This window comes from Sphingobium sp. FW306-1B-F04DB (assembly GCF_058781925.1).
Genome location: NZ_JBYSXE010000018.1, coordinates 1 through 22,908, shown reverse-complemented (window position 1 = coordinate 22,908; position 22,908 = coordinate 1). Strand labels below are relative to the sequence as shown.

Annotated in this window: 21 protein-coding genes, 1 tRNA gene and 1 pseudogene; 17 read left to right on the top strand and 6 right to left on the bottom strand. The window is 64.7% G+C overall.

Annotation, left to right across the window (positions count from 1 at the left end; all coding sequences use genetic code 11):
* Positions 1 to 110: 110 nt before the first annotated feature.
* From glmM to folP, 6 genes are all read left to right on the top strand, one after another.
* On the top strand, positions 111 to 1,448 hold the full coding sequence (gene glmM / locus AC3WJD_RS10380) for a phosphoglucosamine mutase (RefSeq protein ID WP_492746543.1): 1,338 nt from the start codon (positions 111 to 113) through the stop codon (positions 1,446 to 1,448).
* Positions 1,448 to 1,675 (top strand): DUF1272 domain-containing protein, encoded by a 228-nt coding sequence (locus AC3WJD_RS10375; protein WP_492746542.1) that lies wholly within the window; start codon positions 1,448 to 1,450, stop codon positions 1,673 to 1,675. Before glmM ends, AC3WJD_RS10375 begins: the two co-directional genes overlap by 1 nt.
* A complete protein-coding gene (gene thiD / locus AC3WJD_RS10370) occupies positions 1,672 to 2,835 on the top strand; it encodes a bifunctional hydroxymethylpyrimidine kinase/phosphomethylpyrimidine kinase (protein ID WP_492746541.1) in 1,164 nt (387 codons plus the stop codon). The genes AC3WJD_RS10375 and thiD overlap by 4 nt, the downstream gene beginning before the upstream one ends.
* A complete protein-coding gene (rnhB, locus tag AC3WJD_RS10365) occupies positions 2,832 to 3,386 on the top strand; it encodes a ribonuclease HII (RefSeq protein ID WP_492746540.1) in 555 nt (184 codons plus the stop codon). Before thiD ends, rnhB begins: the two co-directional genes overlap by 4 nt.
* 210 nt (positions 3,387 to 3,596) lie before the next feature.
* Positions 3,597 to 4,724 carry a site-specific DNA-methyltransferase gene (locus AC3WJD_RS10360; protein WP_492746539.1) on the top strand — a complete coding sequence of 376 codons (1,128 nt, stop codon included), beginning with the start codon at positions 3,597 to 3,599 and terminating at the stop codon, positions 4,722 to 4,724.
* A gap of 56 nt (positions 4,725 to 4,780) precedes the next feature.
* On the top strand, positions 4,781 to 5,854 hold the full coding sequence (gene folP, locus AC3WJD_RS10355; protein WP_492746590.1) for a dihydropteroate synthase: 1,074 nt from the start codon (positions 4,781 to 4,783) through the stop codon (positions 5,852 to 5,854).
* Between the two features lie 692 nt (positions 5,855 to 6,546).
* On the opposite strand, the gene AC3WJD_RS10350 is transcribed toward folP, so the two are convergent.
* The 3 genes from AC3WJD_RS10350 to AC3WJD_RS10340 form a co-directional block, all read right to left on the bottom strand.
* On the bottom strand, positions 6,547 to 6,786 hold the full coding sequence (locus AC3WJD_RS10350) for a hypothetical protein (protein ID WP_492746589.1): 240 nt from the start codon (positions 6,784 to 6,786) through the stop codon (positions 6,547 to 6,549).
* 247 nt (positions 6,787 to 7,033) lie between these two features.
* On the bottom strand, positions 7,034 to 7,810 hold the full coding sequence (locus tag AC3WJD_RS10345; RefSeq protein ID WP_492746538.1) for an SDR family NAD(P)-dependent oxidoreductase: 777 nt from the start codon (positions 7,808 to 7,810) through the stop codon (positions 7,034 to 7,036).
* Between the two features lie 104 nt (positions 7,811 to 7,914).
* A complete protein-coding gene (locus AC3WJD_RS10340; protein ID WP_492746537.1) occupies positions 7,915 to 9,351 on the bottom strand; it encodes a sigma-54-dependent transcriptional regulator in 1,437 nt (478 codons plus the stop codon).
* A 183-nt stretch (positions 9,352 to 9,534) separates the two neighbouring features.
* On the opposite strand from AC3WJD_RS10340, the gene AC3WJD_RS10335 reads away from it, so the two are divergent.
* The 9 genes from AC3WJD_RS10335 (at position 9,535) to AC3WJD_RS10295 (ending at position 17,653) form a co-directional block, all read left to right on the top strand.
* Positions 9,535 to 9,660, top strand: coding sequence for an aa3-type cytochrome c oxidase subunit IV (locus tag AC3WJD_RS10335; RefSeq protein WP_492746536.1), 126 nt, complete (start codon positions 9,535 to 9,537; stop codon positions 9,658 to 9,660).
* Between the two features lie 10 nt (positions 9,661 to 9,670).
* Positions 9,671 to 10,798: an NAD(P) transhydrogenase subunit alpha gene (locus tag AC3WJD_RS10330; protein ID WP_492746534.1), complete on the top strand. Its 1,128-nt coding sequence runs from the start codon at positions 9,671 to 9,673 to the stop codon at positions 10,796 to 10,798.
* 90 nt (positions 10,799 to 10,888) lie between these two features.
* Positions 10,889 to 11,176: an NAD(P) transhydrogenase subunit alpha part 2 gene (locus AC3WJD_RS10325; protein WP_492746533.1), complete on the top strand. Its 288-nt coding sequence runs from the start codon at positions 10,889 to 10,891 to the stop codon at positions 11,174 to 11,176.
* Between the two features lie 12 nt (positions 11,177 to 11,188).
* Positions 11,189 to 12,598 carry an NAD(P)(+) transhydrogenase (Re/Si-specific) subunit beta gene (locus AC3WJD_RS10320; RefSeq protein WP_492746532.1) on the top strand — a complete coding sequence of 470 codons (1,410 nt, stop codon included), beginning with the start codon at positions 11,189 to 11,191 and terminating at the stop codon, positions 12,596 to 12,598.
* A 64-nt stretch (positions 12,599 to 12,662) separates the two neighbouring features.
* Complete coding sequence (locus AC3WJD_RS10315; RefSeq protein WP_492746531.1) at positions 12,663 to 12,854, top strand: hypothetical protein; 192 nt, start codon at positions 12,663 to 12,665, stop codon at positions 12,852 to 12,854.
* A 61-nt stretch (positions 12,855 to 12,915) separates the two neighbouring features.
* Positions 12,916 to 12,991, top strand: a tRNA-Val gene (locus AC3WJD_RS10310).
* Between the two features lie 360 nt (positions 12,992 to 13,351).
* Positions 13,352 to 14,029, top strand: a complete 678-nt coding sequence (locus AC3WJD_RS10305; protein WP_492746529.1) for an ABC transporter ATP-binding protein — start codon at positions 13,352 to 13,354, stop codon at positions 14,027 to 14,029.
* A complete protein-coding gene (locus AC3WJD_RS10300; RefSeq protein ID WP_492746528.1) occupies positions 14,022 to 16,580 on the top strand; it encodes an FtsX-like permease family protein in 2,559 nt (852 codons plus the stop codon). Before AC3WJD_RS10305 ends, AC3WJD_RS10300 begins: the two co-directional genes overlap by 8 nt.
* Positions 16,580 to 17,653, top strand: a complete 1,074-nt coding sequence (locus AC3WJD_RS10295; RefSeq protein WP_492746527.1) for a lipocalin-like domain-containing protein — start codon at positions 16,580 to 16,582, stop codon at positions 17,651 to 17,653. The genes AC3WJD_RS10300 and AC3WJD_RS10295 overlap by 1 nt, the downstream gene beginning before the upstream one ends.
* Positions 17,654 to 17,693: 40 nt before the next feature.
* Here the strand turns inward: AC3WJD_RS10295 and groL are convergent, their stop codons facing one another.
* From groL to AC3WJD_RS10280, 3 genes and pseudogenes are all read right to left on the bottom strand, one after another.
* The gene (gene groL / locus AC3WJD_RS10290; RefSeq protein WP_492746526.1) at positions 17,694 to 19,337 is read right to left on the bottom strand and encodes a chaperonin GroEL; all 1,644 of its coding nucleotides are present in this window, start codon (positions 19,335 to 19,337) and stop codon (positions 17,694 to 17,696) included.
* A 76-nt stretch (positions 19,338 to 19,413) separates the two neighbouring features.
* The gene (gene groES / locus AC3WJD_RS10285; protein WP_492746525.1) at positions 19,414 to 19,701 is read right to left on the bottom strand and encodes a co-chaperone GroES; all 288 of its coding nucleotides are present in this window, start codon (positions 19,699 to 19,701) and stop codon (positions 19,414 to 19,416) included.
* A 277-nt stretch (positions 19,702 to 19,978) separates the two neighbouring features.
* Positions 19,979 to 20,164 (bottom strand): annotated as a pseudogene (locus AC3WJD_RS10280) (PIN domain-containing protein); the annotation flags it as partial.
* 600 nt (positions 20,165 to 20,764) lie between these two features.
* On the opposite strand from AC3WJD_RS10280, the gene AC3WJD_RS10275 reads away from it, so the two are divergent.
* Positions 20,765 to 21,211, top strand: a complete 447-nt coding sequence (locus tag AC3WJD_RS10275; protein ID WP_492746524.1) for a hypothetical protein — start codon at positions 20,765 to 20,767, stop codon at positions 21,209 to 21,211.
* Positions 21,211 to 22,743 (top strand): FAD-binding protein, encoded by a 1,533-nt coding sequence (locus AC3WJD_RS10270; RefSeq protein ID WP_492746523.1) that lies wholly within the window; start codon positions 21,211 to 21,213, stop codon positions 22,741 to 22,743. The genes AC3WJD_RS10275 and AC3WJD_RS10270 overlap by 1 nt, the downstream gene beginning before the upstream one ends.
* Positions 22,744 to 22,908: the final 165 nt, after the last annotated feature.

Genomic DNA, 22,908 nt, shown 5'->3' with positions numbered 1-22,908 from the left:
CTCCTTGTGAAGCCGTCGCCAAAATGCTCGCCCCCGCCCGGGCATCGCGCTATCAGCGCTCAAGCCCCTATCGCATCGGGGCATGACGCAAATTTCGGGACAAGGCCAGTATGACGCGCAAGTATTTCGGGACGGACGGTATCAGGGGACGGACGAACCAGGCGCCGATGACCGCCGAGATCGCGATGAAGGTGGGAATGGCCGCGGGCGCGCACTTCATGCGCGGCAACCACAAGCACCGCGTCGTCATCGGCAAGGATACGCGCGTATCGGGCTATATGATGGAATCGGCGCTGGTCGCGGGCTTCACCAGCGTCGGTATGGACGTCGTGCTGCTCGGGCCGATGCCCACGCCCGCAGTGGCGATGCTCACCCAGTCGATGCGCGCCGATCTCGGCGTGATGATCTCGGCAAGCCATAATCCCTATGCCGACAACGGCATCAAGCTGTTCGGCCCCGACGGCTACAAGCTTTCCGATCAGGACGAGGCGGCAATCGAGGCGATGATCGAGGCGTGCCCGAGGCTTGCGCAGGGCGCCGAGATCGGCCGTGCGCGGCGCGTCGATGACGCACGCGGGCGCTATATCCACTTCGCCAAGTCGACCTTTCCCGACGATCTGCGGCTCGACGGCCTCAAGGTCGTCGTCGATTGCGCCAATGGCGCGGCCTATAATGTGGCGCCTTCGGCGCTGTGGGAGCTTGGCGCCGAAACGATCGCGATCGGGGTCGAACCCAATGGCCTCAACATCAACCATGAGTGCGGGTCGACCGCACCGCAGGCGCTGCAGGAAACCGTGGTCGCCTCGGGCGCGCATCTCGGCATCGCGCTCGACGGCGATGCCGACCGGCTGATCGTCGTCGATGAAAAGGGCGCGATCGTCGACGGCGACCAGCTGATGGCGCTGATCGGAACGATGCTTGCGCGCAAGGGGCGGCTGCGCGGTGACGGCGTCGTCGCGACAGTGATGTCCAATCTCGGGCTCGAGCGCTATCTCGCCTCCCAGGGGCTCGGGCTCGAGCGTACCAAGGTCGGCGACCGCTATGTGCTCGAGGCGATGCGTGCCCAGGGTTTCAACCTCGGCGGCGAGCAATCGGGGCACATCATACTCGGCGACTATGCCACCACGGGCGATGGGCTGGTGGCGGCGCTGCAGATCCTTGCTGCGCTCGTCGAGACGGGCAAGCCCGCGAGCGAATTGCTCCACCTCTTCGATCCGGTGCCGCAGCTGCTCAAGAATGTTCGTTTTGCGGGCGGCAAGCCGCTCGACGATGTACGCGTCAAGGCGGTGATCGCCGAGGCCGAAGCCGAACTCAAGGGCAGCGGGCGGCTGGTCATCCGGCCCTCGGGTACCGAGCCGCTGATCCGCGTGATGGCCGAGGGCGATGACGCGAGGCAGGTCCAGACCGTTGTCGAACGGATCTGCGAGGCAGTAGCGGAGGCAGCCTAATGCTTGAAATGCGGCCGGATTGCGAGCGCTGCGGCGCGGATCTCCCGCCCGGTGCGGTGAACGCAACGATCTGCTCCTTCGAATGCACCTTCTGCACCGAATGTGCGCGCGGGCCGCTCGCGGGCAATTGCCCCAATTGCGGGGGTGAACTGCTGCCGCGGCCGACCCGGGCCGAGCATCTTCTCGAAAAATATCCGGCTGCAACCACGCGCAGGTTCACGCCGTGAGCGATATCGCGCGCATCCTCATCATTGCCGGGTCGGATTCGGGTGGGGGAGCGGGCATCCAGGCCGATATCAAGACCGTGACGATGCTGGGCGGCCACGCGATGACCGCGATCACCGCGATCACTGCGCAAAACACGCTGGGGGTGACCGGCGTTCATCCCGTGCCGGCCGAGATAGTGCTGGCGCAGATGAAGGCGGTGGTCGACGACATCGGCGTCGACGCGGTCAAGATCGGGATGATCGGTTCGGCCGCGATCGCCAATGCAGTGGCCGATTATCTTCCGCAGGATCGCTCGGTGCCGGTCGTCTTCGATCCTGTGATGGTAGCGACCAGTGGCTCGGCGCTTGCCGATGCCGATACGATTGCCGCGTTCGGGCGGCTGATGGACATCGCGACCGTGGTTACGCCCAACCTGCCCGAGCTCGCGACGCTCGCGCAGGGCGACGATCCCGTACAGGCCGCGCTCGGCCTCGTCTCGGCGCATGGCTGCGCGGTGCTGATCAAAGGCGGGCATGACGAGGGTGACGCCATCGTCGACGCGCTGATCGAAGAAGACAATATGACGAGCTGGCAGGACGACCGGATCGAGACGCGCGACAATCACGGCACGGGCTGCACGCTCGCCAGCGCGATCGCGTTGTTCCTCGCCGAGGGCCGCTCGCTTCCCGACGCGGTGAACCGCGCACGCCGTTTCGTCCGCCTCGCGCTGCGCGATGCGCCGGGGCTTGGATCGGGCCACGGTCCGATGGGGCAGGGCAATGTCCGGCTCGACATCGGCGGCGAGATGCGACTTAACCAGATCGCGGTCGGGCTCGATGATTATGCCGCCTCGGTTGATTTCTACCGCGCGCTCGGCCTGACGCTGATCGTCGACAATCCCCCCGACTATGCGCGCTTCATCACGCCCGGCGGTGTCACCTTCTCGCTCCACCGTGACGAAAACCAGACCGCGCCCGGCGGCGCGACGGTCTATTTCGAGTGCAACGATGTCGACAGCGAAGCGGCTCGTCTGGCGCGGCTCGGCATGCCGCTCGAGCATGGCCCGATCGATCAGCCATGGATGTGGCGCGAGGCGCGGCTGCGCGATCCTTTCGGCAATATGGTGTGCCTCTATCGCGCTGGCGAGATGCGGCGCTATCCGCCCTGGCGCGTCACATGATCGCGGGGGTGGACGAGGCGGGCAGGGGGCCGCTTGCGGGCCCCGTGGTCGCGGCGGCGGTGGTGCTTTGCCCCGAGGGCATTGTCGGGCTCGACGACAGCAAGAAGCTGAGCGCGGCGCGGCGTGAGGAACTGTTCGGCCAGATATCCGCGCGCTGCGTCTTCGGCGTCGGCATTGCCAGCGTCGAGGAGATCGACACGCTCAACATCCTCTGGGCGACGATGCTCGCGATGACCCGCGCGGTCGAGGCGCTGGGTCATGAGCCCGTGGAAATCCTCGTCGACGGCAATCGATGCCCGAAATGGCGCTGGCGCTCGCGCGCGATCGTCGGCGGCGATGCGCTAGAACCGTGCATTTCGGCGGCATCGATCGTCGCCAAGGTGACGCGCGATCGCATGATGATCGAGGCTGACTCAACGCATCCGGGTTATGAATGGGCTTCGAACAAAGGCTATGGATCGCCCGCGCATCTCGATGCACTGAATCGGCTCGGACCCACCGCGATGCATCGCAAATCCTTCGCACCGGTGGCGCAGGCGCTGCTCCTGTAAAATTTTTTCGCTTTGCGGCGCGCTTGAGTCTTTTTGGCCACACCACAAGCGGTTGAGTCGCGCTTTTCACACGAGACTCAATATGTCGTGGGGACTCGTTTCGTTCTCCCATGGTTAACGCGATCTTGAGAAATTCTGTTAACCATAGTTCGCTTGACGCCCCCGGCGTCAGGACTCAAGGCTCCCCGCTCGAACAACAGGGGCGTGCAAATGGGTGTGATGGAACGGGTTTCGACGCGCAAGAAGCCGGCCGCGGATGTGCGGTCGCTGCTGCCGCTTGACCGCATTCTGATGGACGACTGCGTCGCCGCGATGGCATCGCTCCCCGACAAGTCGATCGACATGATCTTCGCCGATCCGCCCTACAACCTGCAGCTTGGCGGCGACCTGTTCCGTCCCGACGGGAGCCAGGTTGACGCGGTCGACGACGACTGGGACAAGTTCGATACCTTCGCGGCCTATGACAAGTTTACCAAGGCATGGCTCAAGGAAGCGCGCCGCATCCTCAAGGACGACGGTACGATCTGGGTGATCGGAAGCTATCACAACATCTTCCGCGTCGGCGCTGCGATCCAGGACGAGGGCTACTGGATCCTCAACGACATCGTCTGGCGCAAGTCCAACCCGATGCCCAATTTCAAGGGTACGCGCTTCACCAACGCGCACGAAACGCTGATCTGGGCGTCGAAGAGCGAGAAGGCACGCTACACCTTCAACTATCGCGCGATGAAGACCCTCAATGACGAGCTGCAGATGCGCTCTGACTGGCTCTTCCCGATCTGCGGTGGCCAGGAGCGGCTGAAGCGCGGCGGCGTCAAGGTCCACCCGACGCAGAAGCCCGAGGCGCTGCTCTATCGGATCATGCTCGCCTGCACCAAGCCGGGCGATGTCGTGCTCGACCCCTTCTTCGGCACCGGCACCACGGGGGCGGTTGCGCGCCGCCTCAAGCGCCACTTTATCGGCATCGAGCGCGAGGCCAACTATATCGACGCCGCGCACGAGCGCATCGAGGCCGCGCTGCCGCTCGATGAATCCGCGGTGGTCACGATGCAGTCGCCCAAGGCGCAGCCCAAGGTGGCTTTCGGCGCACTGATCGAGACGGGCTATCTCAAGCCAGGCAGCCTGCTGATGGACAGCAAGCGCCGCTGGCGCGCAACCGTCCGTGCCGACGGCTCGCTCGAGGCCGATGGGGCGACGGGCTCGATCCACAAGCTCGGCGCGACTCTGCAGGGCGCGCCCTCATGCAATGGCTGGACGTTCTGGCATTATGAGGATGCGGACGGACTCAAGCCGATCGACACGCTCAGACAAACATACATCCTGGCAACCGAACCGTGAGTTCGGCCGCGCTTTCGGCAATCGGGCGCGACGCGAAACTCTATCTGCGCCCGGTCATGCCCGTCGACAGCCCCGTGGGGCTCGACGGGCGCGTGGCGCGACTGGCGGGCGGGCTCAACTGGTTCGCCGGCTACGAGCTGATCGCGATCGCGGGCGGAAAGCGCGTTTTCGAAGATGTGATATCGATCGAGCGCTTCGACGAAGCGCTTGCCCCATTGCGCGCCGAGCAGACCGAGGCGCTGCGCGAGAGCCGCGCGCGCATCGAAGGCGCGCGTGCGCCGTTCCAGCTTGGTGAGCGCGTTCTCCGTTTCGACCAGCCGCAGGTCGCGGGCATCCTCAACGTCACCCCCGACAGCTTTTCGGACGGCGGCGCCTTTCATGACGATCCGGCCGGAGCGGTGGCGGCAGGTGTCGCGATGGCGGCCGCGGGCGCCGCGCTGATCGACCTTGGCGGGGAATCGACGCGGCCGGGTTCCGAGCCCGTCTGGGAAGGCGACGAGATCAAGCGCGTCGTGCCCGTGATCGAGCGGTTGGCCGCGAGCGGCACCGCGATCTCGATCGACACGCGCAAGGCTGCGGTGATGGAGGCAGCGCTCGGGGCGGGGGCGCATTTCGTCAACGATGTCGCCGCCTTGCTCTACGACGACCGCGCGCTTGAGGTCGTGGCAAAGGCTGGCTGCCCCGTGGTGCTGATGCATTCGCCCGATCCTAAGACCGGCGGCCATGCCGAGCATCGCTATGGCGACGTGCTGCTCGACATCTATGACTGGCTCGAGGCGCGCATCGACGCGGTCGTGGCGGGCGGCATCGCGCGTGAGAAGATCATCGTCGATCCCGGTATCGGTTTCGGCAAGTCGCTTCAGGAAAACCTGCAGCTCGTCAACGGCCTTGCGCTGCTGCACGGCCTCGGCTGCCCGGTCATGCTCGGCGTCAGCCGCAAGCGCATGATCGGCGCGCTCTCGGCCGAGGCACCCGCCGACCAGCGGCTCGCCGGATCAGTGATACTCGCGGTTCGCGGCGCGGAGCTCGGCGCCCAGATCCTGCGCGTCCACGACGTTGCGGAAACCGTGCAGGCAATCCGCGTCTGGCGCGGCCTGCGCGACGCCGCAATGATGCCGCGCATTCGGTAGGCGAGAGATCCCTTGGACGAACGATGACCGGGCGAGCGACGGCCGAAAAGTCGCGGCTAGCGGTCGTTTAAATTCTCAGCGCGAAGGCGTTTATTGCCCAACGACCTTGCGGCCGTTTTAAGTTCTCCCTTGAGGATAGCTCCAGCCACTATTCCAGCGACCGCAATCGTCGTCCAAAGCACGTCGGCGGACCTGAGGCCCCAAGCCCACGCAAATGCAGGCGCAAAGGTGGTCGCCACAGTCCACAGTGCAAGATTAGAAGCGAACTCGCTGGGTTTGCAGATTCCGATCCAAGAAAACCAGCCAAGGAATGCGACCGCCGCCAGCACCATGAGCCCTGCGATGAGCGGCCCGTTCACTCTGGACTCTCCGGCACGAATTTAGACGTGTTCAAGGTAGTTGCAGTATCGCTCACTCCTGCACCATACCCGAACGGGCCAACGGCTGCTACGTCGGGCGTGTGCTGGCAGTCTGGATTTTGCATCCGTTTTGAGTGCGATAGCGTCCGAAACGCCGGGGTAAGCGGACGCCCACTTGAGCCCTCTCCCTTTGGGGGGAGAGGGTTGTGCAGGCTTGGCGGCTTTGCCGCCTAGTCGAAGCTGGGTGAGGGGGGTTAACCTCTGATCGTCGAACAACTCCTTCGAAGCGAGCCTGGGGAGTATTTTCGTGCAGCACAAATCAGCACTGCGACCTCACCCCTCCTGCTTCAGCCTTTCGGCCAGTTGCGCGATCTCGTCGGGGTTCAGGATCCAGGTGCGGGTCTTCCTGCCTTCGCGGTGGACCGGCTGGGTCAGCAACACCCGCGCCTGCTCCTTTGCGAAGGGCTTGAACAGCGCGAAATGCATCGCGCAGTCCCGGATCGTGCCGATGAAGGGGGCCTTGCCGTCGAGGTCGATGAGCGTTGCGGGTTGATCCCAGGGGATGGGGGACATGAGTAACCTTTCGTTGCCAGCCTCTTCAAGAACACCGGCGCGCCTTGGAAGCAAGTGCCCGACGAACGCGCGGTCAGCAAACCTCTGTCCTACACGCTCCCGATCTGTCACGTTGATTCGAAAGGTCGGCTCTTTGATCGCGTGCAGATGGCGGGAGCAGCGTTGATCGAAAGGCTCGATCAATGCGGGCTCACTGATTGACGGGATTTTTCGTGCGTGGCTGACCTTCCTGACCTTTGCCGCGATGCTACAGCGTGTAGCCGCCGTCGACGAGTAGCGCGGTGCCCGTGACCAGCGCTGATTCTTCCCCCAGCAGGAAGGCGATCTGTACCGCAATTTCCTCGGGTTTTGCGTAGCGGCCGAGCGGGGTGGCCATGCCGGCGAGCGCCCTGAACGCCTCGGCCTCGCTGCCGTGCTCGATGATCATCTGCTCGAAAAACTCCATCCCGCGCCAGATCGGCGTTTCGACCCCGCCGGGTGCGATCGCGTTGACCCGAATGCCATTGGGCGCACCTTCCTTGGCCGCGACCCTGGCTAGATGGAGAAGCGCCGCCTTGGACGCGCCATAGGCCGCGACGCCGGGCTCCGCCTTCACCCCCGCCGCGGAGGCAACGAGCACGATCGATCCGCCCCTGCCGTGGACTTCCATCGAGCGCATCGCCGCGCGGAGCGTGAGGAAGGCGCCGTCGAGATTGACCGAGAGGATGCGGCGCCATTCGGCAAAATCGAGCTCGGCGATCCGCCCGCCGCCTGACACGCCCGCGCTCACCACGGCGTGGTCGATCGCGCCGAGCCGCGTTTCGGCATCGGTCCACCAGCCTTCGTCGGTCACCGAGCCCGCCAGCGTCGCGACCGCGAGCCCGTTGCGTGCGAGAGCGGCGGCCGTGTGCTCGAGCGCATCGGCGTTCTGGTCGCACAGAACCAGACGCGCGGCGCCGCGCTCGGCCAGATGATGTGCGGTCGCCAGACCGATGCCCGAGGCGGCACCGGTAATCAGGATCGCCTTGCCTGCAAAGTCCGCCATGGTTCAGTCCCGTGTCTGGAGGGCTTCGAGCGCCTGCGATGCTATCGCGTCGAGATCGACGGCGTCGACATGGCGATAACGCATCCGGCGCGAAACGGGATCAATCAGGCTGCGTCGCTGATCCCGAGTTCGCCGAGCTTGCGGTAAAGCGTCGAGCGGCCGATGCCGAGGCGGCGCGCGACTTCGGTCATGCGGCCGCGATAATGGCCGATGGCGAGGCGGATGACGTCGGCCTCGATCTCCTCCAGCGGGCGGAGGTTGCCATCGGCTCGGTAGAGCGTGACGCCCGGTGTGTCGGCAACCGCGCTGTGCCCGTTGGTGCGCTGCGTGCGGGGCTGGGGGTTGGTGGCATATTCGGCGATCTGGGGGAAGTCCGCGCGGGTGAGGGCATCGCCGTCGCACAGCACCGCGGCGCGGAACAGCGCGTTCTGGAGCTGGCGGACATTGCCCGGCCAGTCATAGCCGAGGAGCAGCGCGAGTGCTTCGTCGGTGATGCCGAGCCCGCGCAGGCCCGGCTGCTGCGCAATGCGCGCGAGCATGTGACGGGCGAGCGCGGGAATATCGCCCGGGCGGTCGCGCAAAGGGGGGATCGTCACCTGGACGACGTTGAGGCGGTAATAGAGATCCTCGCGGAAGCGGCCCGCAGCGACCTCGTCGATCAGGCGCTTGTTGGTCGCGGCGATGACGCGGACATCGACCTCGCGCAGCGCGCGGCCACCGATCGGTTGCACCTCGCCCGATTGGAGGACGCGGAGCAGCTTGACCTGTGCATCGAGCGGAAGTTCGCCCACCTCGTCAAGGAAGAGCGTCCCGCCATCGGCATCCTGGAACTTTCCGATGTGACGGTCGAACGCTCCGGTGAACGCGCCCTTTTCGTGCCCGAACAGCTCGGATTCGACGAGGTTGGCGGGGATCGCGCCGCAGTTGACCGCGATCATCCGCTTCTTCGCGCGCGGCGAGGCTGAATGGATCGCTTCCGCAACGAGCTCCTTCCCGACGCCACTTTCGCCCTCGACCAGCACGGGCACGCGCGCGCGCGCGGCCTTGGCGGCAATTGCGAGCGCGGCGCGGAATTCGGGAGCCGAGCCGACAATCTCTCCGAAGCCGAGCGCCTGGTTGAGCTTTTCTGTGAGCGGACGCAGCTCGCCGCGGCCCGATCGCACGCTGACTGCGGCGTCGAGGGCCGCGAGAAGGCGATCGGGCGCGATCGGCTTGACGAGGAAATCGGTGGCGCCCGCACGCATTGCCTCGACCGCGGTCGACACCGAGGTGACCGAGGTGAGCATCAGGATCGGGAGCGCGGGGCGACGCTTGCGGATCTCGGCGATCAGCGTGCCCTGATCGGCGCCGGGGGCCCAGTGATCGAGCACGATCGCGTCGAGCATCATGCCGTCCTGCGTACCGAGCATCGCGATCGCGGTTTCCGAATCGGAGGCGAAGATCGTCCGCCAACCTGCGCGGCCGGCAATCGCGGAGACGAGGCGCCGCTGCGCGGGCTCGTCATCAATCAGCATGAGCAGTCTGGTGCCCTGTGGCGTCATTTCCGTTACGTCCTGTCCCGTTAGGGGACGGATTAGACTGGGTGGGGTAAACACCGGCTTAAGGCGGCCCCAGGCAAAGCTGCGGCAACCTCCGCTATATGTGGGGTTGAGGGTAGTGAAATTGCTGTCTAAGGCATGGCGGCATTTCCAATTGCGATGACCAACTGTCTTCAGGGGAATAAAATGGCCGAGAATGGCGAAATCCAGATGCACGATCAAACCTATCGCGGCTTTCTGACGCTGCTGAAGGTGGGTACCGCCGCGAGCATCATCGCCGCCGCGCTCGTCATCATCATCATCGCGAACTGATCGCCGCGACATGAAGATCGCGGTGCTGGGAGAGGGCGCCGACGGTGAGCGCCGCGTTTCCGCCACGCCGGAAACAGTCAAGAAATTCATCGGCCTTGGAGCCGAGGTCGCAGTCGAAAAAGGCGCGGGAACAAGCGCCACGATCGCGGATGAGCTATATGCCGAGGCGGGCGCCACGCTGGGCGCGCGTGCCGCCGTGATCAAGGACGCCGACATATTGCTCGGCGTCCAGGGCCCGGATCCCAAGAGCCTGAAGGGCGTGAAATCGGGTGCATGGATCGTCGCCGGGCTCAACCCCTTTGGCGAGCGCGCGCGCGTCGACGAGTACGCGAAACTTGGCGTCGAGGCGCTGGCGATGGAGTTCATGCCGCGTATCACGCGCGCGCAGTCGATGGACATCCTCTCCAGCCAGTCCAACCTTGCGGGCTACAAGGCGGTGCTCGATGCCGCGGCCGAGTACGGCAAGGCCTTTCCGATGATGATGACCGCGGCGGGCACCGTTTCCGCGGCGCGCGTCTTCATCATGGGCGTGGGCGTCGCGGGGTTGCAGGCGATTGCGACCGCGCGCCGGCTGGGCGCGCAGGTGTCGGCGACCGACGTCCGTGCAGCAACGAGGGAGCAGATCGAGAGCCTCGGCGCCAAGGCGATCTTCGTTGAGAGCGTCGCAGGCATCGAGGGCGAGGGCTCGGGGGGTTACGCCACCGAGATGTCCGACGAATACAAGGCCGCACAGGCGGAGCTGGTGTCGTCGCATATCGCCAAGCAGGATATCGTCATCACCACCGCGCTGATCCCGGGGCGTCCCGCCCCGCGGCTGATCAGCGACGCGCAGCTTCAATCGATGAAACCGGGCAGCGTGATCGTCGACCTCGCGGTCGAGCAGGGCGGCAATGTCGAGGGCGCGGTCGCCGGGCAGGTGGTCGAGAAGCACGGCGTCAGGATCGTCGGCCACAAGAATGTGCCGAGCCGTCTCGCTGCCGACACATCAGCGCTGTTCGCGCGCAACCTGTTTAATTTCCTGTCGGCCTTCTGGGACAAGGAAGGCGGGCGCCCTGTGCTGCCCGACGATGACGAGATCACTCAAGCGATCCGGCTGACCAAGGGCGGCAAGGTCGTGAACGAGCGGTTGCTCGGCTGAAACTGAAAGGGCCGTTCGTGTCGAGCGAAGTCGAGACACGCCCGCGCCAACGTCCACTCGATTTCGCTCGGGACGAACGGGGAGTAGGTTATGGACTTCATTTCCATTCTGTCGATTTTCGCGCTGGCGGTGTTTGTCGGCTATTACGTGGTCTGGTCGGTGACGCCCGCGCTCCATACGCCGCTGATGGCGGTGACCAACGCGATTTCATCGGTGATCATCGTGGGCGCGCTGATCGCGTCCGCCGCTGCCGGGAGCCCAAGCGCCAAATGGCTGGGGCTGGTCGCGGTGGCGCTGGCGAGCGTCAACATCTTCGGGGGCTTTGCGGTCACCGCGCGGATGCTCGCGATGTACAAGAAAAAAGAAAAGAAGGGTTGAGGGGGACAGACCATGCATGAAGCCGCTCCCGTCAATCCCTGGGTTGCGCTCGCCTATCTCATCGCGGGCGTCTGTTTCATCCTTGCGCTGAGGGGTCTTTCGAGCCCCGAGAGCAGCCGCCGCGGCAACCGCTTCGGCATGATCGGCATGGGGCTCGCGGTGGGCACCACGCTGATTACGCACAAGATTGCCAGTCTGGCCGAGATCGGCGGCGCGATCGCGATAGGCGGCGCGATCGGCTTCGTTATCGCGCGCAGGATCGCGATGACCGCGATGCCGCAGCTCGTTGCCGCCTTCCACTCGCTGGTCGGCATGGCCGCGGTGCTGGTGGCAGCGGCGGCCTACCAGAACCCTGAGGCGTTCCATATCGTCGATGCGGCCGGCGAGATCTTCGCGGTCAGCCGCGTCGAGATGGGGCTGGGCATCGCGATCGGCGCGATCACCTTTTCGGGATCGGTGATCGCGTTCCTCAAATTGAACGGCAATATGAGCGGCAAGCCGATCATGCTGCCCGCGCGGCACTTCATCAATCTCGGCACGCTTGCCGGCATCCTCGGGCTGATCGGCTATTTCGTGACCGACCAGAGCCCCTGGGTGTTCTGGACGGTCACCGCGCTGTCGTTCCTGATCGGCTTCCTCCTGATCATCCCGATCGGCGGCGCGGACATGCCCGTCGTGGTCTCGATGCTCAACTCCTATTCGGGCTGGGCCGCCGCCGCGATGGGCTTCACGCTTTCCAACACCGCGATGATCATCACGGGTGCGCTGGTCGGCAGCTCGGGTGCGATCCTGTCCTACATCATGTGCCGTGCGATGAACCGTAGCTTCATCAGCGTGATCGCGGGCGGCTTCGGGGCCGAGGCGGCGATCACCGGAGGTGGCGCTGCGACCGACCGGCCGTGGAAGCGCGGCTCGGCCGAGGATGCGGCGTTCCTGATGAAGCAGGCCGAAAGCGTGATCATCGTGCCCGGCTACGGCATGGCGGTCGCGCAGGCGCAGCACGCGCTCAGGGAAATGGGCGATATCCTCAAGGAAGAGGGCGTGAAGGTGAAATACGCCATCCACCCCGTCGCCGGCCGCATGCCCGGGCACATGAACGTGCTGCTGGCGGAGGCGAGCGTGCCCTATGACGAGGTGTTCGAGCTCGAGGATATCAACTCCGAATTCGCGCAGGCCGATGTCGCCTTCGTGATCGGCGCTAACGACGTCACCAACCCCGCGGCCAAGACCGACAAGACCTCGCCGATCTACGGCATGCCCGTGCTCGATGTGGAGAAGGCCAAGACCGTGCTGTTCGTGAAGCGCTCGATGGGCGGCGTCGGCTATGCGGGCGTCGACAACGAGGTGTTCTACATGGACAACACCATGATGCTCCTCGCCGACGCCAAGAAGATGGTCGAGGATATCGTCAAGTCTCTGTAACGACCACGGATAACCGGGCCATTGACGCCTTGGCCGGCAATTGGCCGCTGGCCGGGGCGTTTGCGTGCATCGCCGCCGCGGTGCCGCCGACGACCGCGCTGCGCTGGATCCGCACCCTGACCGACAATGGCCTGCTCGTGCGCGCGCCGATCCCGCGGACTGCCGCCGCGTGTTCGTTGCGCTTTCGGACGAGGCCGCAGCTGGGATGGGAGCCTATTTCGCGACGCTGCGCCAGATCGGGGCGATGGCGATCTGAGCTTGCGATGCGCGCCACGAAATGGCATGGGGCCCTTCCCGCACGGCCAATGATTGGCTGGGGGCGCTTAGCTCAGTTGGTAGAGCATCTCGTTTACACCGAGAGGGTCGGCGGTTCGAGCCCGTCAGCGCCCACCATTTCCTGCCGGGTTTTGTCGTACCAATTTAAAAGTGCCTCATTTCTCAAATAAGGCTGCCTCGGACGGCTGACATCCCATGCCGGGACCGAGCGAGATCGAAATCCGGCCGCTGTATGAGATGGCCGATTTCGAGGAGAGTCTGACGCCGGAGGTCAAGGAAATCCATGACCGGAGAAGCTCAGCGGCAACTGAGGCGAGGCTCTAAGCTTCGATTGGAACGACTTATTCCACCATGTGTCCTCCGTAAGCCGCCCGACTGCTTGCGGCCCAGAATTGACGTTCGCCGGATCCGTGTCACCCAAGTGGATGCGAAGAAAGCGACCTTTATCGGGCGGGCGGCAGCATCTACGCTTGGTCAATGCGCGATGAGACCCTGCGACTGACCGCCCTTTCCAAGTCCCTGCCGGGCGGGCGGAGACTGTTTGATGGCCTGAGCCTCGCACTTGACGCAGGCGAGCATGTAGCGATCAGGGGCGAATCCGGGGTCGGCAAATCGACCTTGCTCAACATCGTTGCGGGGCTCGACACGGCCGATAAGGGCGACGTGGTGGTCGCAGGGCGAGCCTTTACGGGGCTCGATGAAGCGGCGCGGACGGCGCTTCGGCGAGACGCAATCGGGTTCGTCTTCCAGGCGTTTCACATCCTTCCCCATCTGGACCTCGCCCAGAATGTGGCGTTTCCGCTGGTTCTCCAGAATGCGCCCCGGGCGGCAGCGCTCGCACGCGCCGGGGAGATTCTTGACGCGGTGGGTCTGGGTGATCGCGGACGGAGCTATCCGAAGGAGCTTTCGGGCGGCGAGCTGCAGCGGGTCGCGATCGCGCGCGCGCTGGTCCACGAGCCGGCGTTGATCCTGGCCGACGAACCGACCGGCAATCTCGATCCCGAGACCGCGCGGCAAATCATCGCCCTTCTGGGTCGGGCGGTGAAAGAGCGCGGCGCGGCGATGCTGCTGGTCACGCATTCGCCCATGGCAGCCGCCACGGCGGACCGACAGCTGTTGCTGACTCCGAAGGGGCTCGTTCCCGTCGATGGTTGAAGCGGCGGCCAACGGTGGCGCGTGGCGCTGGCTGATCGCGGGGGAGTGGCGCGCTTTTCCGGTGCGGTTCCTCGTGGCGGGGCTCGCGATTGCGATCGGAGTGGCGCTCGCCTTCGCGGTGCATGTGATCAACCGGTCGGCAGTGGACGCGTTCGGTGAGGCGGTGCGTAGCGTCTCGGGCGAGGCCGATTTGCAGGTCCGGGGCGCAAGCGCGCTCGGGTTTGACGAAAGGCTCTACCCGAAGCTGATGGCACTCGACGGGATCGCCGATGCGAGCCCGGTGGTGCAGCTCAGGGCCTCGCTCGGGGAGAAGGACGTGCCGATCACGCTTCTCGGGCTCGATCTATTCAGGGTGCTTGCGGTTTCGCCAAGCCTGCTTGGTCGGCGTCAGGACGCGTCCGCGGAGGGACGGACTTCGACGCGGCCCTCCGGCATGGACGCCGCGCTGGATCTCGACGCGCTGTACCTGTCGCGAACCGCGATGTCCCGGAATGGGCTGCGTTTCGGGCAGCGGGTGCGAGTTCGCGTCGGTGCCCGGACGCATGTTTTCAGTGTCGTGGGCGATCTGCCGGGTGCGGGCGAAGGACAGGCGGTCGGCATGATCGACATATCGGCGGCGCAGTGGCGGTTCGACAGGCTAGGGACGCTCGACCGGGTGGATCTGAAGCTTGCGGAGAAATCGTCGCTCAGCGCGGTCCGCGGAGCCGTCGAGGCGATGCTGCCGGCAAGCGCAAGACTGACCGACGCGGAGGGCGAAAGCCGTCGCGGCGACAGCCTGTCGCGGGCGTACCGGGTCAATCTCGACATGCTCGCGCTCGTCGCGTTGCTGACCGGCGGATTTCTCGTTTATTCGGCTCAGTCGCTGTCGGTGGCCCGTCGCATGCAACAGTTCGCGCTGCTGCGCACGCTGGGCATGCAGAAGAGCGCGCTGACCGCGCAGCTTCTGGGTGAAGGCGCGGTGCTGGGGATCATTGGCTCGATTGCGGGACTCGCGCTCGGCTATTTCATCGCCGGGGCCGCGCTGAAGTTCGTTGGCGGTGACCTTGGCGGAGGCTATTTCGGTGATGCGTCGCCCGAGCTGCAGTTCGCGCCGACCGCTGCGATGCTGTTTTTGGGCTTCGGCATCGCGACCGCGGTTTCCGGCAGCTATGCGCCCGCCCGGCAAGCGGCGGGAATCGCGCCCGCAGAGGCGTTGAAGACCGCGGGAGATCCGATCGACCCGCGCGTGTCGCCGAGATGGTTGCCGGCCTTCGTGCTTGTCGCCGCAGGCGGCGCTTTCGCATTTCTGCCGGCGGTCAATCGGCTGCCTCTTTTCGGCTATCTCGCGGTCGCGCTGGTGCTGTCGGGGGGCGTCGCCGCGATGCCGCGGCTCGCGCTGACGCTGCTCAGGCCGCTGGCGCGAATCGACACGCGCCTGCCCTCCGTGGAGCTCGCGCTCCAGCGGTTGCTCGGTGCGCCGTCGCAGGCGGCCACGGCTTTGGGGGGAATCGTCGCGAGCACGGGCCTCATGATCGCGATGGCGGTGATGGTGACGAGCTTCCGTGGTTCGGTCGATGACTGGCTAGGGAGCTTCCTCAGCGCCGATCTCTATGTCGCTGCCGCTTCCAACGAGGCGCTGTTCGATGCAGAGACCCAGAAGCGGCTGGCGGACACACCGGGGGTGGCGGGAATCGCGTTCAGCAAGAGCGTGCCGGTAACGCTGAACGCGGAGCTGCCCTCGGTGCTCCTGATCGTCCGGCCCGTCGGCGGCCCGGGCTACTCGCTGCCACTGATCGAGGAAGCGAAAGGCCGCCGCGATGGCATTCCACTGTGGCTGTCCGAACCCGCGGCGCGGCTCTATGGAGTGCGTGCCGGCGACGGGTTCGAACTCCCGATCGGAGCGCAGCGGGCAAAAGGCTATGTCGCCGGCATCTGGCGAGATTATGCGCGCCAGCAGGGCGCTATAGTGATCGGCACACGCGACTATGTGGCGCTAACTGGCGACGAGGTGCGCAGCGAAGCCGCGATCGTGCTGACCCCGGGCGCATCCGCGGCCGCCGTTCGGACAGCCATCAATGACAGGCTGCCGCCAGGCCTTGCCGGTAGAGTAGACTTTGCCGAGCCGGGCGGGTTGCGTTCGCGCGCGCTGGCCCTGTTCGATCGCAGCTTCGCCATCACCTATGTGCTCGAGGCGATCGCGATCCTGATCGGACTCGCTGGCGTCGCCGCCACGATCTCGGCGCAGACTATTGCGCGGATCCGTGAGTTCGGGATGCTCCGCCACATCGGCATGACGCGGCGGCAGATCGTCGCGATGTTGGCCACCGAAGGCGCGCTGCTGGGGCTCATCGGCATCGCTGCCGGGTGTGCGGTCGGTCTCGCGCTGAGCCAGATCCTCATCCATGTGATCAATCCGCAATCGTTCAACTGGACGATGGAGACGCGCATTCCCTGGACGCTGATGCTCAGCGTCGCGGCGGCTTTGATCATCACCTCAGCCGGAACAGCGGTCCTTGCCGGGCGGAGGGCTGTGTCACGAGACGCGGTGCGCGCCGTGAGCGAGGACTGGTAATGCGGTGGGTCACGCTGGTCCTGATTGCATTTGGGGCGGCCTGGGCCGCGCCGGGGGCTAACCATAAGACGAATTATCCGACGGTGGTGCGCGGGGCCGAATTCCGTTTCCCGCGGGACCATGGCGCGCACCCTGCATACCGCACCGAATGGTGGTATTTCACCGGCTGGCTGGAGGGCGCGGATGGCAAGCCGCTCGGCTTCCAGATCACGTTCTTTCGCTCGCGGCCTTCCACCGATTCCGCAAATCCGAGCGCGTTCGCACCGAAGCAGGTCGTCTTCGCGCACGCAGCGCTCTCTGATCCCCTCAAGGGCAAGCTGATCCACGACCAGCGGACGGCGCGAGCTGGCTTCGGGATCGCCGGGGCTGCGGAGGCCGATGCGAATGTGGTGCTGCTCGACTGGGGCTTGGCACGGACAGCCGATGGCGTGTTCCGTGCGCGTACTCCGGCGCGGGATTTCTCCCTCGACCTCGTGCTGGTTCCGACCCAGCCGGTAATGGCAAACGGTGACGGAGGTTATAGCCGCAAGGGGCCGCGACCGGAGCAGGCGAGCTATTACTATTCGATGCCGCAGCTGGCCGTGTCAGGCACAGTCATAAAAGACGGAAGGCGAATTGTGGTGACGGGACGGGCATGGCTCGACCGGGAATGGTCGTCGACACTGCTCGATGCCGGGGCGGTGGGCTGGGATTGGGCCGGTCTCAACCTCGACGATGGCAGCGCGTTGATGGTCTTTCGGATACGCAGCCGTGACGGGGGTGTGGTCCATGCGGGCGGCACGCTGCGGCGGGCGGACGGCAGCAAGATCAGTCTCGCGCCGGAAGACGTACGCTTCGTGCCGCGGAGGCGCTGGCGCTCGCCGCAGACCGGCGCCCTTTATCCGGTCGAGGCCGATTTTGTGGTGAGGCTACCCGAGGGTGTGCGGCGCTTTCCGCTGAAACCGCTGCTGGATGCCCAGGAACTCGATGGGCGCACCAGCGGGATGCCGGTTTATTGGGAAGGAGCCGTTTCGACGCAAGGTGGGCGTGGCTATCTGGAGCTGACGGGATATGCCGACGCTCTCCAGCTATAGCGAAATATCCGCTTCGTGCGCTACAGCCGGCGGCGTCGACTCAGAAGTCCATCCCACCCATGCCGCCCATACCGCCGGGCATCGCCGGCATCGCTGACCGGTCCTCGGGCGCTTCGGAGACAGCCGCTTCGGTGGTGATGAGCAGGCCTGCGACCGAGGCCGCATCCTGGAGCGCGGAGCGGACGACCTTGGTGGGGTCGATCACGCCGGACTGGACGAGATTCTCATACTGGTCGGTCTGAGCGTTGAAGCCCTTGCTCTCGTCATCTTCGCGCAGCAGGTTGCCCGCGACAACCGCGCCGTCATGACCCGCATTCTGCGCGATCTGGCGGAGCGGTGCCTGCAACGCCTTGCGGATGATGTCGATGCCGCGGGTCTGGTCGTCGTTGATGCCCTTCAGGCCCTCGAGCACCTTGGTGGCATAAAGGAGAGCCGTGCCGCCGCCGGGGACGATGCCCTCTTCGACAGCTGCGCGTGTTGCATGGAGAGCATCGTCGACGCGGTCCTTGCGCTCCTTCACCTCGAGCTCCGACGCACCGCCGACCTTTATGACGGCCACGCCGCCGGCGAGCTTGGCGAGACGCTCCTGGAGCTTCTCGCGGTCATAGTCGCTGGTGGTGTTGTCGATCTGCTGGCGGATGGCTTCCACACGGCCCTTGATCGTTGCGGGGTTGCCGGCACCATCGACGATGGTGGTGTTGTCCTTGTCGATCGTGACCCGCTTGGCAGACCCGAGCATGTCGAGGGTCACATTCTCGAGCTTGATGCCGATATCCTCGGAGACGGTCTGACCCGCAGTCAGGATCGCGACGTCCTCGAGCATCGCCTTGCGGCGATCGCCGAAGCCGGGCGCCTTGACCGCTGCGACCTTGAGGCCGCCGCGCAGCTTGTTGACGACGAGCGTGGCAAGAGCCTCGCCCTCGATGTCCTCGGCGATGATAAGGAGCGGACGAGCGCTCTGCACCACGGCCTCGAGGATCGGCAGGAGCGCTTGCAGGTTCGAGAGCTTCTTCTCGTGGATGAGGATGAACGGATCCTGGAGTTCGATCTCCATCTTCTCGGGGTTGGTGATGAAATAGGGCGACAGATAGCCGCGGTCGAACTGCATGCCCTCGACGACGTCGAGCTCGAATTCCAAACCCTTCGCTTCCTCGACGGTGATCACGCCTTCCTTGCCGACCTTTTCCATGGCCTCGGCGATCTTCTCGCCGACTTCCTTGTCGCCATTGGCCGAGACGATGCCGACCTGAGCGATCTCGTTATTGCCGGAGACCGTCTTCGAGCGGCGCTTCAGATCCTCGACGACCTTCCCAACCGCCAGATCGATGCCGCGCTTCAGGTCCATCGGGTTCATGCCGGCAGAAACCGACTTCATGCCCTCGCGCACGATCGCCTGGGCGAGCACGGTCGCCGTCGTGGTGCCATCGCCCGCGTGATCATGGGTCTTCGAAGCCACCGCGCGGAGCATTTGCGCGCCCATGTTCTCGAACTTGTCCTTGAGCTCGATTTCCCTGGCAACCGCAACACCATCCTTGGTGATGCGCGGCGCGCCGAAGCTCTTGTCGATGACGACGTTGCGACCCTTGGGGCCGAGCGTCACCCGCACCGCATTGGCGAGGATGTCGACGCCGCGCGTAATGCCTTCGCGAGCTTCACGCGAGAATTTGACGTCTTTCGCTGCCATGATCTTGATCCTCGCTTTTTCGAGTTCGTTCCTGGTGTGGGTGTCTGCTGCAAAACAGCCCGAGCACGCCGCGGTATCAGCCGATAATTCCGAAAACGTCGCTTTCGTTCATGATGATCAGATCTTCACCGTCGATCTTGACCTCGGTGCCCGACCATTTGCCGAACAGGATCTTGTCGCCCGCCTTGACGTCGAGCGGGGTCACCTTGCCGTCCTCGGCCTTGAGGCCGGTACCGGCGGCGACGACTTCGCCTTCCTGCGGCTTTTCCTTGGCGGTGTCGGGAATGATGATGCCGCCCGCCGTCTTGTCCTCAGCTTCGATCCGACGGACGAGCACGCGATCATGCAATGGGCGGAAGGTCATGATGAAGCTGTCCTCTCTGGGCTGTTCGATGCGTCGTTTTCGCAAAGGGTAGCCGATGCTGCTGAATGGTTGTTTAGCACTCTCTGCATGAGAGTGCCAATGCACTACGCACCGGGGCCTGGGGGTGGCTCCATTGGCTGAACGGACGGGCGAGGTCGGGAGCGGCCCATTGGATGCTTAATCGCCGAGATTGCGGGCGAATGCAGTCAGTGATCCTGCGGCCCGTTACTGGCCAAGGGTGATCCCGCATCGTCGGCAGAGCCCGAAAGGGCGTGGTTCATGCCAACAGTTGCGTCGGCGCGCCCAGCGGCGGTCCGGCCTCGGCAAGTTTTTGGTCAAGCGTCGTGGCGCCGTGCTCCGACACAGTCGCGAGATGGAGCGCGTCACCAGCGCGAATCTCGAGGCTAGGCTGATCCGCAAATTTCGCGGCCGCCCTGAAATGTCGGCCGGTGACCGGCAGTACGGTGAGCTCTCGGGGCCTCGATGCGACTGGGTCAAGCTAACGCATAACCACCCCAATTCCAACCACCGAGCAATGAGCTGAGCCGACGGTCTCTTTTGGGATGCGTCGTTGGACGATTTGAATGGCCGAGATTGCGCGCGGATGCAGACGACGCAGAAAATGAGTGCACGATTGCACGCAATTCTGACAGGTGACGGCCTTGATTGCGACCTAGGGAACGTCCGGTATTTCAGGACCCCAAGTACCGCAGGAACGCGACGCGCCAGAGCGGATGACCTCACACGGGTACTCCGCTTCGAGGACGGCGATAATCTGCCGCGCGCCTATGTCAGTTACGGGGCATGCGCTGGAGGACTGATGCTGAGCGTCCCGATTGCCGAGGCGGGGGCAGAGCGAATCCAACAGTCGATGCTGGAGTGGCCGTGGCGGGTGGCTCGTCCTCCCGGCTCCGCTTGAAATGTAATGGAACTAGAGGCGAAGTCGTTTCCTTTGTTCACCCCGAACCACCCGAAATGGAGCAGAACCCGGCTGGTATCCGCCTGACAGCGAATGGGCGCTACGTTATAATAGGATCATCAATACATGGCGGGGAGCAGGGCGATGAAGAACAAGCGCCGTATCATCCTCATTATTGCTGTGGCCGCAGCATGGCTGCTGCTTGCCCTCCTGGGTTACCTGATCGCGCAGGTCGGCGAATGGTGGTTTGGAACCCGGTGCATGATGATCGCCGCTTCCATTGTCGCTCTGATCGCCGTCGTGATGTTATTCGGCCAATATTTGGCGGGTACTGCCGATTATTTTCTGTCGATCAATAATCCCCGGCCCCTCGACGACCATCAAGTCCCGATCACGAGCCATGCCTGGGGTTTTGCCAGTGAGACGAGCCGGACCGCCAAGGCAGAATTAGCCGGCGAGGGCTTCGCGGACATCCGCCTGTCCGCCACTCGGATTCACATGGTGATCTCGCTGTTCACATTCGGATTCGCGCGCCCCGTCAGCATCGTCTGGCGCGGCAATGCCGGCCAGCATCCGCTGGGAGAAGCGTGATGCCCGTCGTTGAGATCCCGATTGCCGAACCGGGCGAGCCCGATGTCTGGTGGAACTACCACAAGACCGGAGCTTCGAGGCTGGGCGTCCGCTTCGCGCTGCGTAGCGGCGAGGCCGGGGCCGGCCGGAAGGACATTGCCGAGAATGCGGAGGCGGTCCGCCAATGGCTGCTCCGGGCCAAAGGTGCCGGGGTCGCTGTGCGCCCCGTCGGCGGCGCCTGGTCGCCTTCGAACATCCAGCTCGCGCCCGACGGCGGCTGGATGCTCAACACGCGCCGCTTCAACCGTTGCTTCCGTCTCGCGCCGACGGATTTTGCCGATCCGGACGCGGTCGATGCGCAGGCGTTCCTGTTGGTGGAAGCCGGCGTTCAGATCGACGAGATCAACGACAAGCTGGAGAGCGACGTGATGCGTCGCAGCCTCCGCTCAACGGGTGCGAGCAACGGGCAGACGCTGGCAGGCGCCTGCGCGACCGCAACGCATGGATCGGTGATCGAGGCGGGCGGCATCCAGGATCACGTCCGCGCCGTCCAGATTGTCACGCCCGGGGGCACATACTGGATCGAGCCGGCGCCCGGATTGATGAGCGACACCTTCATCGCGGAAACCGGATCCGAGGCAAAACGCGACGACGACGCCTTCGCCGCCGCGCTCGTCCATGTCGGCTCGCTCGGCGTGGTCACGGCGATGGTGATCGAAACCGTCGAGCGCTATCTGGTGCGGCCGTACCTGAAGCTCATCGACTTTCGCGAAGAGCATCTCGAGCTGCTGAACGACGGCCGGTTCCGTGACTTTTCGGACGAACACGGATTGCCCCAAGATCCCTATTTCGTGATGGTGGTCACCAATCCTCTCAAGCCGTTCAAGCGCAAAGCCGTGGTCCGCTTCCTCTATAAGATACCGTGGGAGCCTGGCCATGAGGAAGTCGAGCCAGCCCAGCTCGGCGCCGGCTACGACGCCTTCACCATGCTCGGTTGGCTGCTGCGCAACTTCCCCCTGGCACGCGGCTGGATCCTGCAGAAAATCATGGAGCTGACCGTCGGCAATGGGATCATCGACCCAATCTTCGGGACCTGGGGCCAAACGACCGAGACGCACAAGCCGCTCGCCAATATCTTCACCGGCGCCCTGTTCGTCGAACGAAGTCAACTCAAGGACGCCTTCAATTCGGCGCGCAAGGTTTTCGCTGGTGCCGGCGGGTCGACCGTGATGACGCTGCGCTTCATGAAAGGCGGTCACGGCCTCCTGTCTCCGGCCCGCTGGACCGACACGGCCGGGATCGATTGCGACGGTCCGGACAGTGAGAAGACGAAAGACGCCTTCCGCGAGATCATGAAGATGTTCGACCGCGAAGGCATCGCTTTCACGCGGCACTGGGGCAAGTTCAACGAACTCTCCGCCGCGCGCGTAGCCAAGGATTATGGCGACAACCTGGTCCGGTGGAAGAAGGTGCGCGACGCGCTGCTGCCCGGCGAGGATGACCGGCGGCTGTTTTCAGCCGACGCACTGAAGCGGTTCGGTCTGTCCGACTGATCAGGGGGCGGTCGATTTCGCACGCAGGTGCGATGTGCGCTTGGGAAGATGGTCGAGACGGCTTGGACGTAAAAGCGATAGGCGCCTCCACTATGGCCGCCGCAGTCTCCATGGGCCACCTCCTCGTCCCACACGATTAGAAGTTGTTGCGCTGACCCGTTGAAC

What these genes read in the sequence shown, in the direction of transcription:
- glmM (WP_492746543.1), top strand. Translation starts at nt 111, where the DNA reads ATGACGCGCAAGTATTTCGGGACGGACGGTATCAGGGGACGGACGAAC.
- AC3WJD_RS10375 (WP_492746542.1), top strand. Translation starts at nt 1,448, where the DNA reads ATGCTTGAAATGCGGCCGGATTGCGAGCGCTGCGGCGCGGATCTCCCG.
- rnhB (WP_492746540.1), top strand. Translation starts at nt 2,832, where the DNA reads ATGATCGCGGGGGTGGACGAGGCGGGCAGGGGGCCGCTTGCGGGCCCC.
- AC3WJD_RS10360 (WP_492746539.1), top strand. Translation starts at nt 3,597, where the DNA reads ATGGGTGTGATGGAACGGGTTTCGACGCGCAAGAAGCCGGCCGCGGAT.
- folP (WP_492746590.1), top strand. Translation starts at nt 4,781, where the DNA reads ATGCCCGTCGACAGCCCCGTGGGGCTCGACGGGCGCGTGGCGCGACTG.
- AC3WJD_RS10350 (WP_492746589.1), bottom strand. Translation starts at nt 6,786, where the DNA reads ATGTCCCCCATCCCCTGGGATCAACCCGCAACGCTCATCGACCTCGAC.
- AC3WJD_RS10345 (WP_492746538.1), bottom strand. Translation starts at nt 7,810, where the DNA reads ATGGCGGACTTTGCAGGCAAGGCGATCCTGATTACCGGTGCCGCCTCG.
- AC3WJD_RS10340 (WP_492746537.1), bottom strand. Translation starts at nt 9,351, where the DNA reads ATGACGCCACAGGGCACCAGACTGCTCATGCTGATTGATGACGAGCCC.
- AC3WJD_RS10335 (WP_492746536.1), top strand. Translation starts at nt 9,535, where the DNA reads ATGGCCGAGAATGGCGAAATCCAGATGCACGATCAAACCTATCGCGGC.
- AC3WJD_RS10330 (WP_492746534.1), top strand. Translation starts at nt 9,671, where the DNA reads ATGAAGATCGCGGTGCTGGGAGAGGGCGCCGACGGTGAGCGCCGCGTT.
- AC3WJD_RS10325 (WP_492746533.1), top strand. Translation starts at nt 10,889, where the DNA reads ATGGACTTCATTTCCATTCTGTCGATTTTCGCGCTGGCGGTGTTTGTC.
- AC3WJD_RS10320 (WP_492746532.1), top strand. Translation starts at nt 11,189, where the DNA reads ATGCATGAAGCCGCTCCCGTCAATCCCTGGGTTGCGCTCGCCTATCTC.
- AC3WJD_RS10305 (WP_492746529.1), top strand. Translation starts at nt 13,352, where the DNA reads ATGCGCGATGAGACCCTGCGACTGACCGCCCTTTCCAAGTCCCTGCCG.
- AC3WJD_RS10300 (WP_492746528.1), top strand. Translation starts at nt 14,022, where the DNA reads ATGGTTGAAGCGGCGGCCAACGGTGGCGCGTGGCGCTGGCTGATCGCG.
- AC3WJD_RS10295 (WP_492746527.1), top strand. Translation starts at nt 16,580, where the DNA reads ATGCGGTGGGTCACGCTGGTCCTGATTGCATTTGGGGCGGCCTGGGCC.
- groL (WP_492746526.1), bottom strand. Translation starts at nt 19,337, where the DNA reads ATGGCAGCGAAAGACGTCAAATTCTCGCGTGAAGCTCGCGAAGGCATT.
- groES (WP_492746525.1), bottom strand. Translation starts at nt 19,701, where the DNA reads ATGACCTTCCGCCCATTGCATGATCGCGTGCTCGTCCGTCGGATCGAA.
- AC3WJD_RS10275 (WP_492746524.1), top strand. Translation starts at nt 20,765, where the DNA reads ATGAAGAACAAGCGCCGTATCATCCTCATTATTGCTGTGGCCGCAGCA.
- AC3WJD_RS10270 (WP_492746523.1), top strand. Translation starts at nt 21,211, where the DNA reads ATGCCCGTCGTTGAGATCCCGATTGCCGAACCGGGCGAGCCCGATGTC.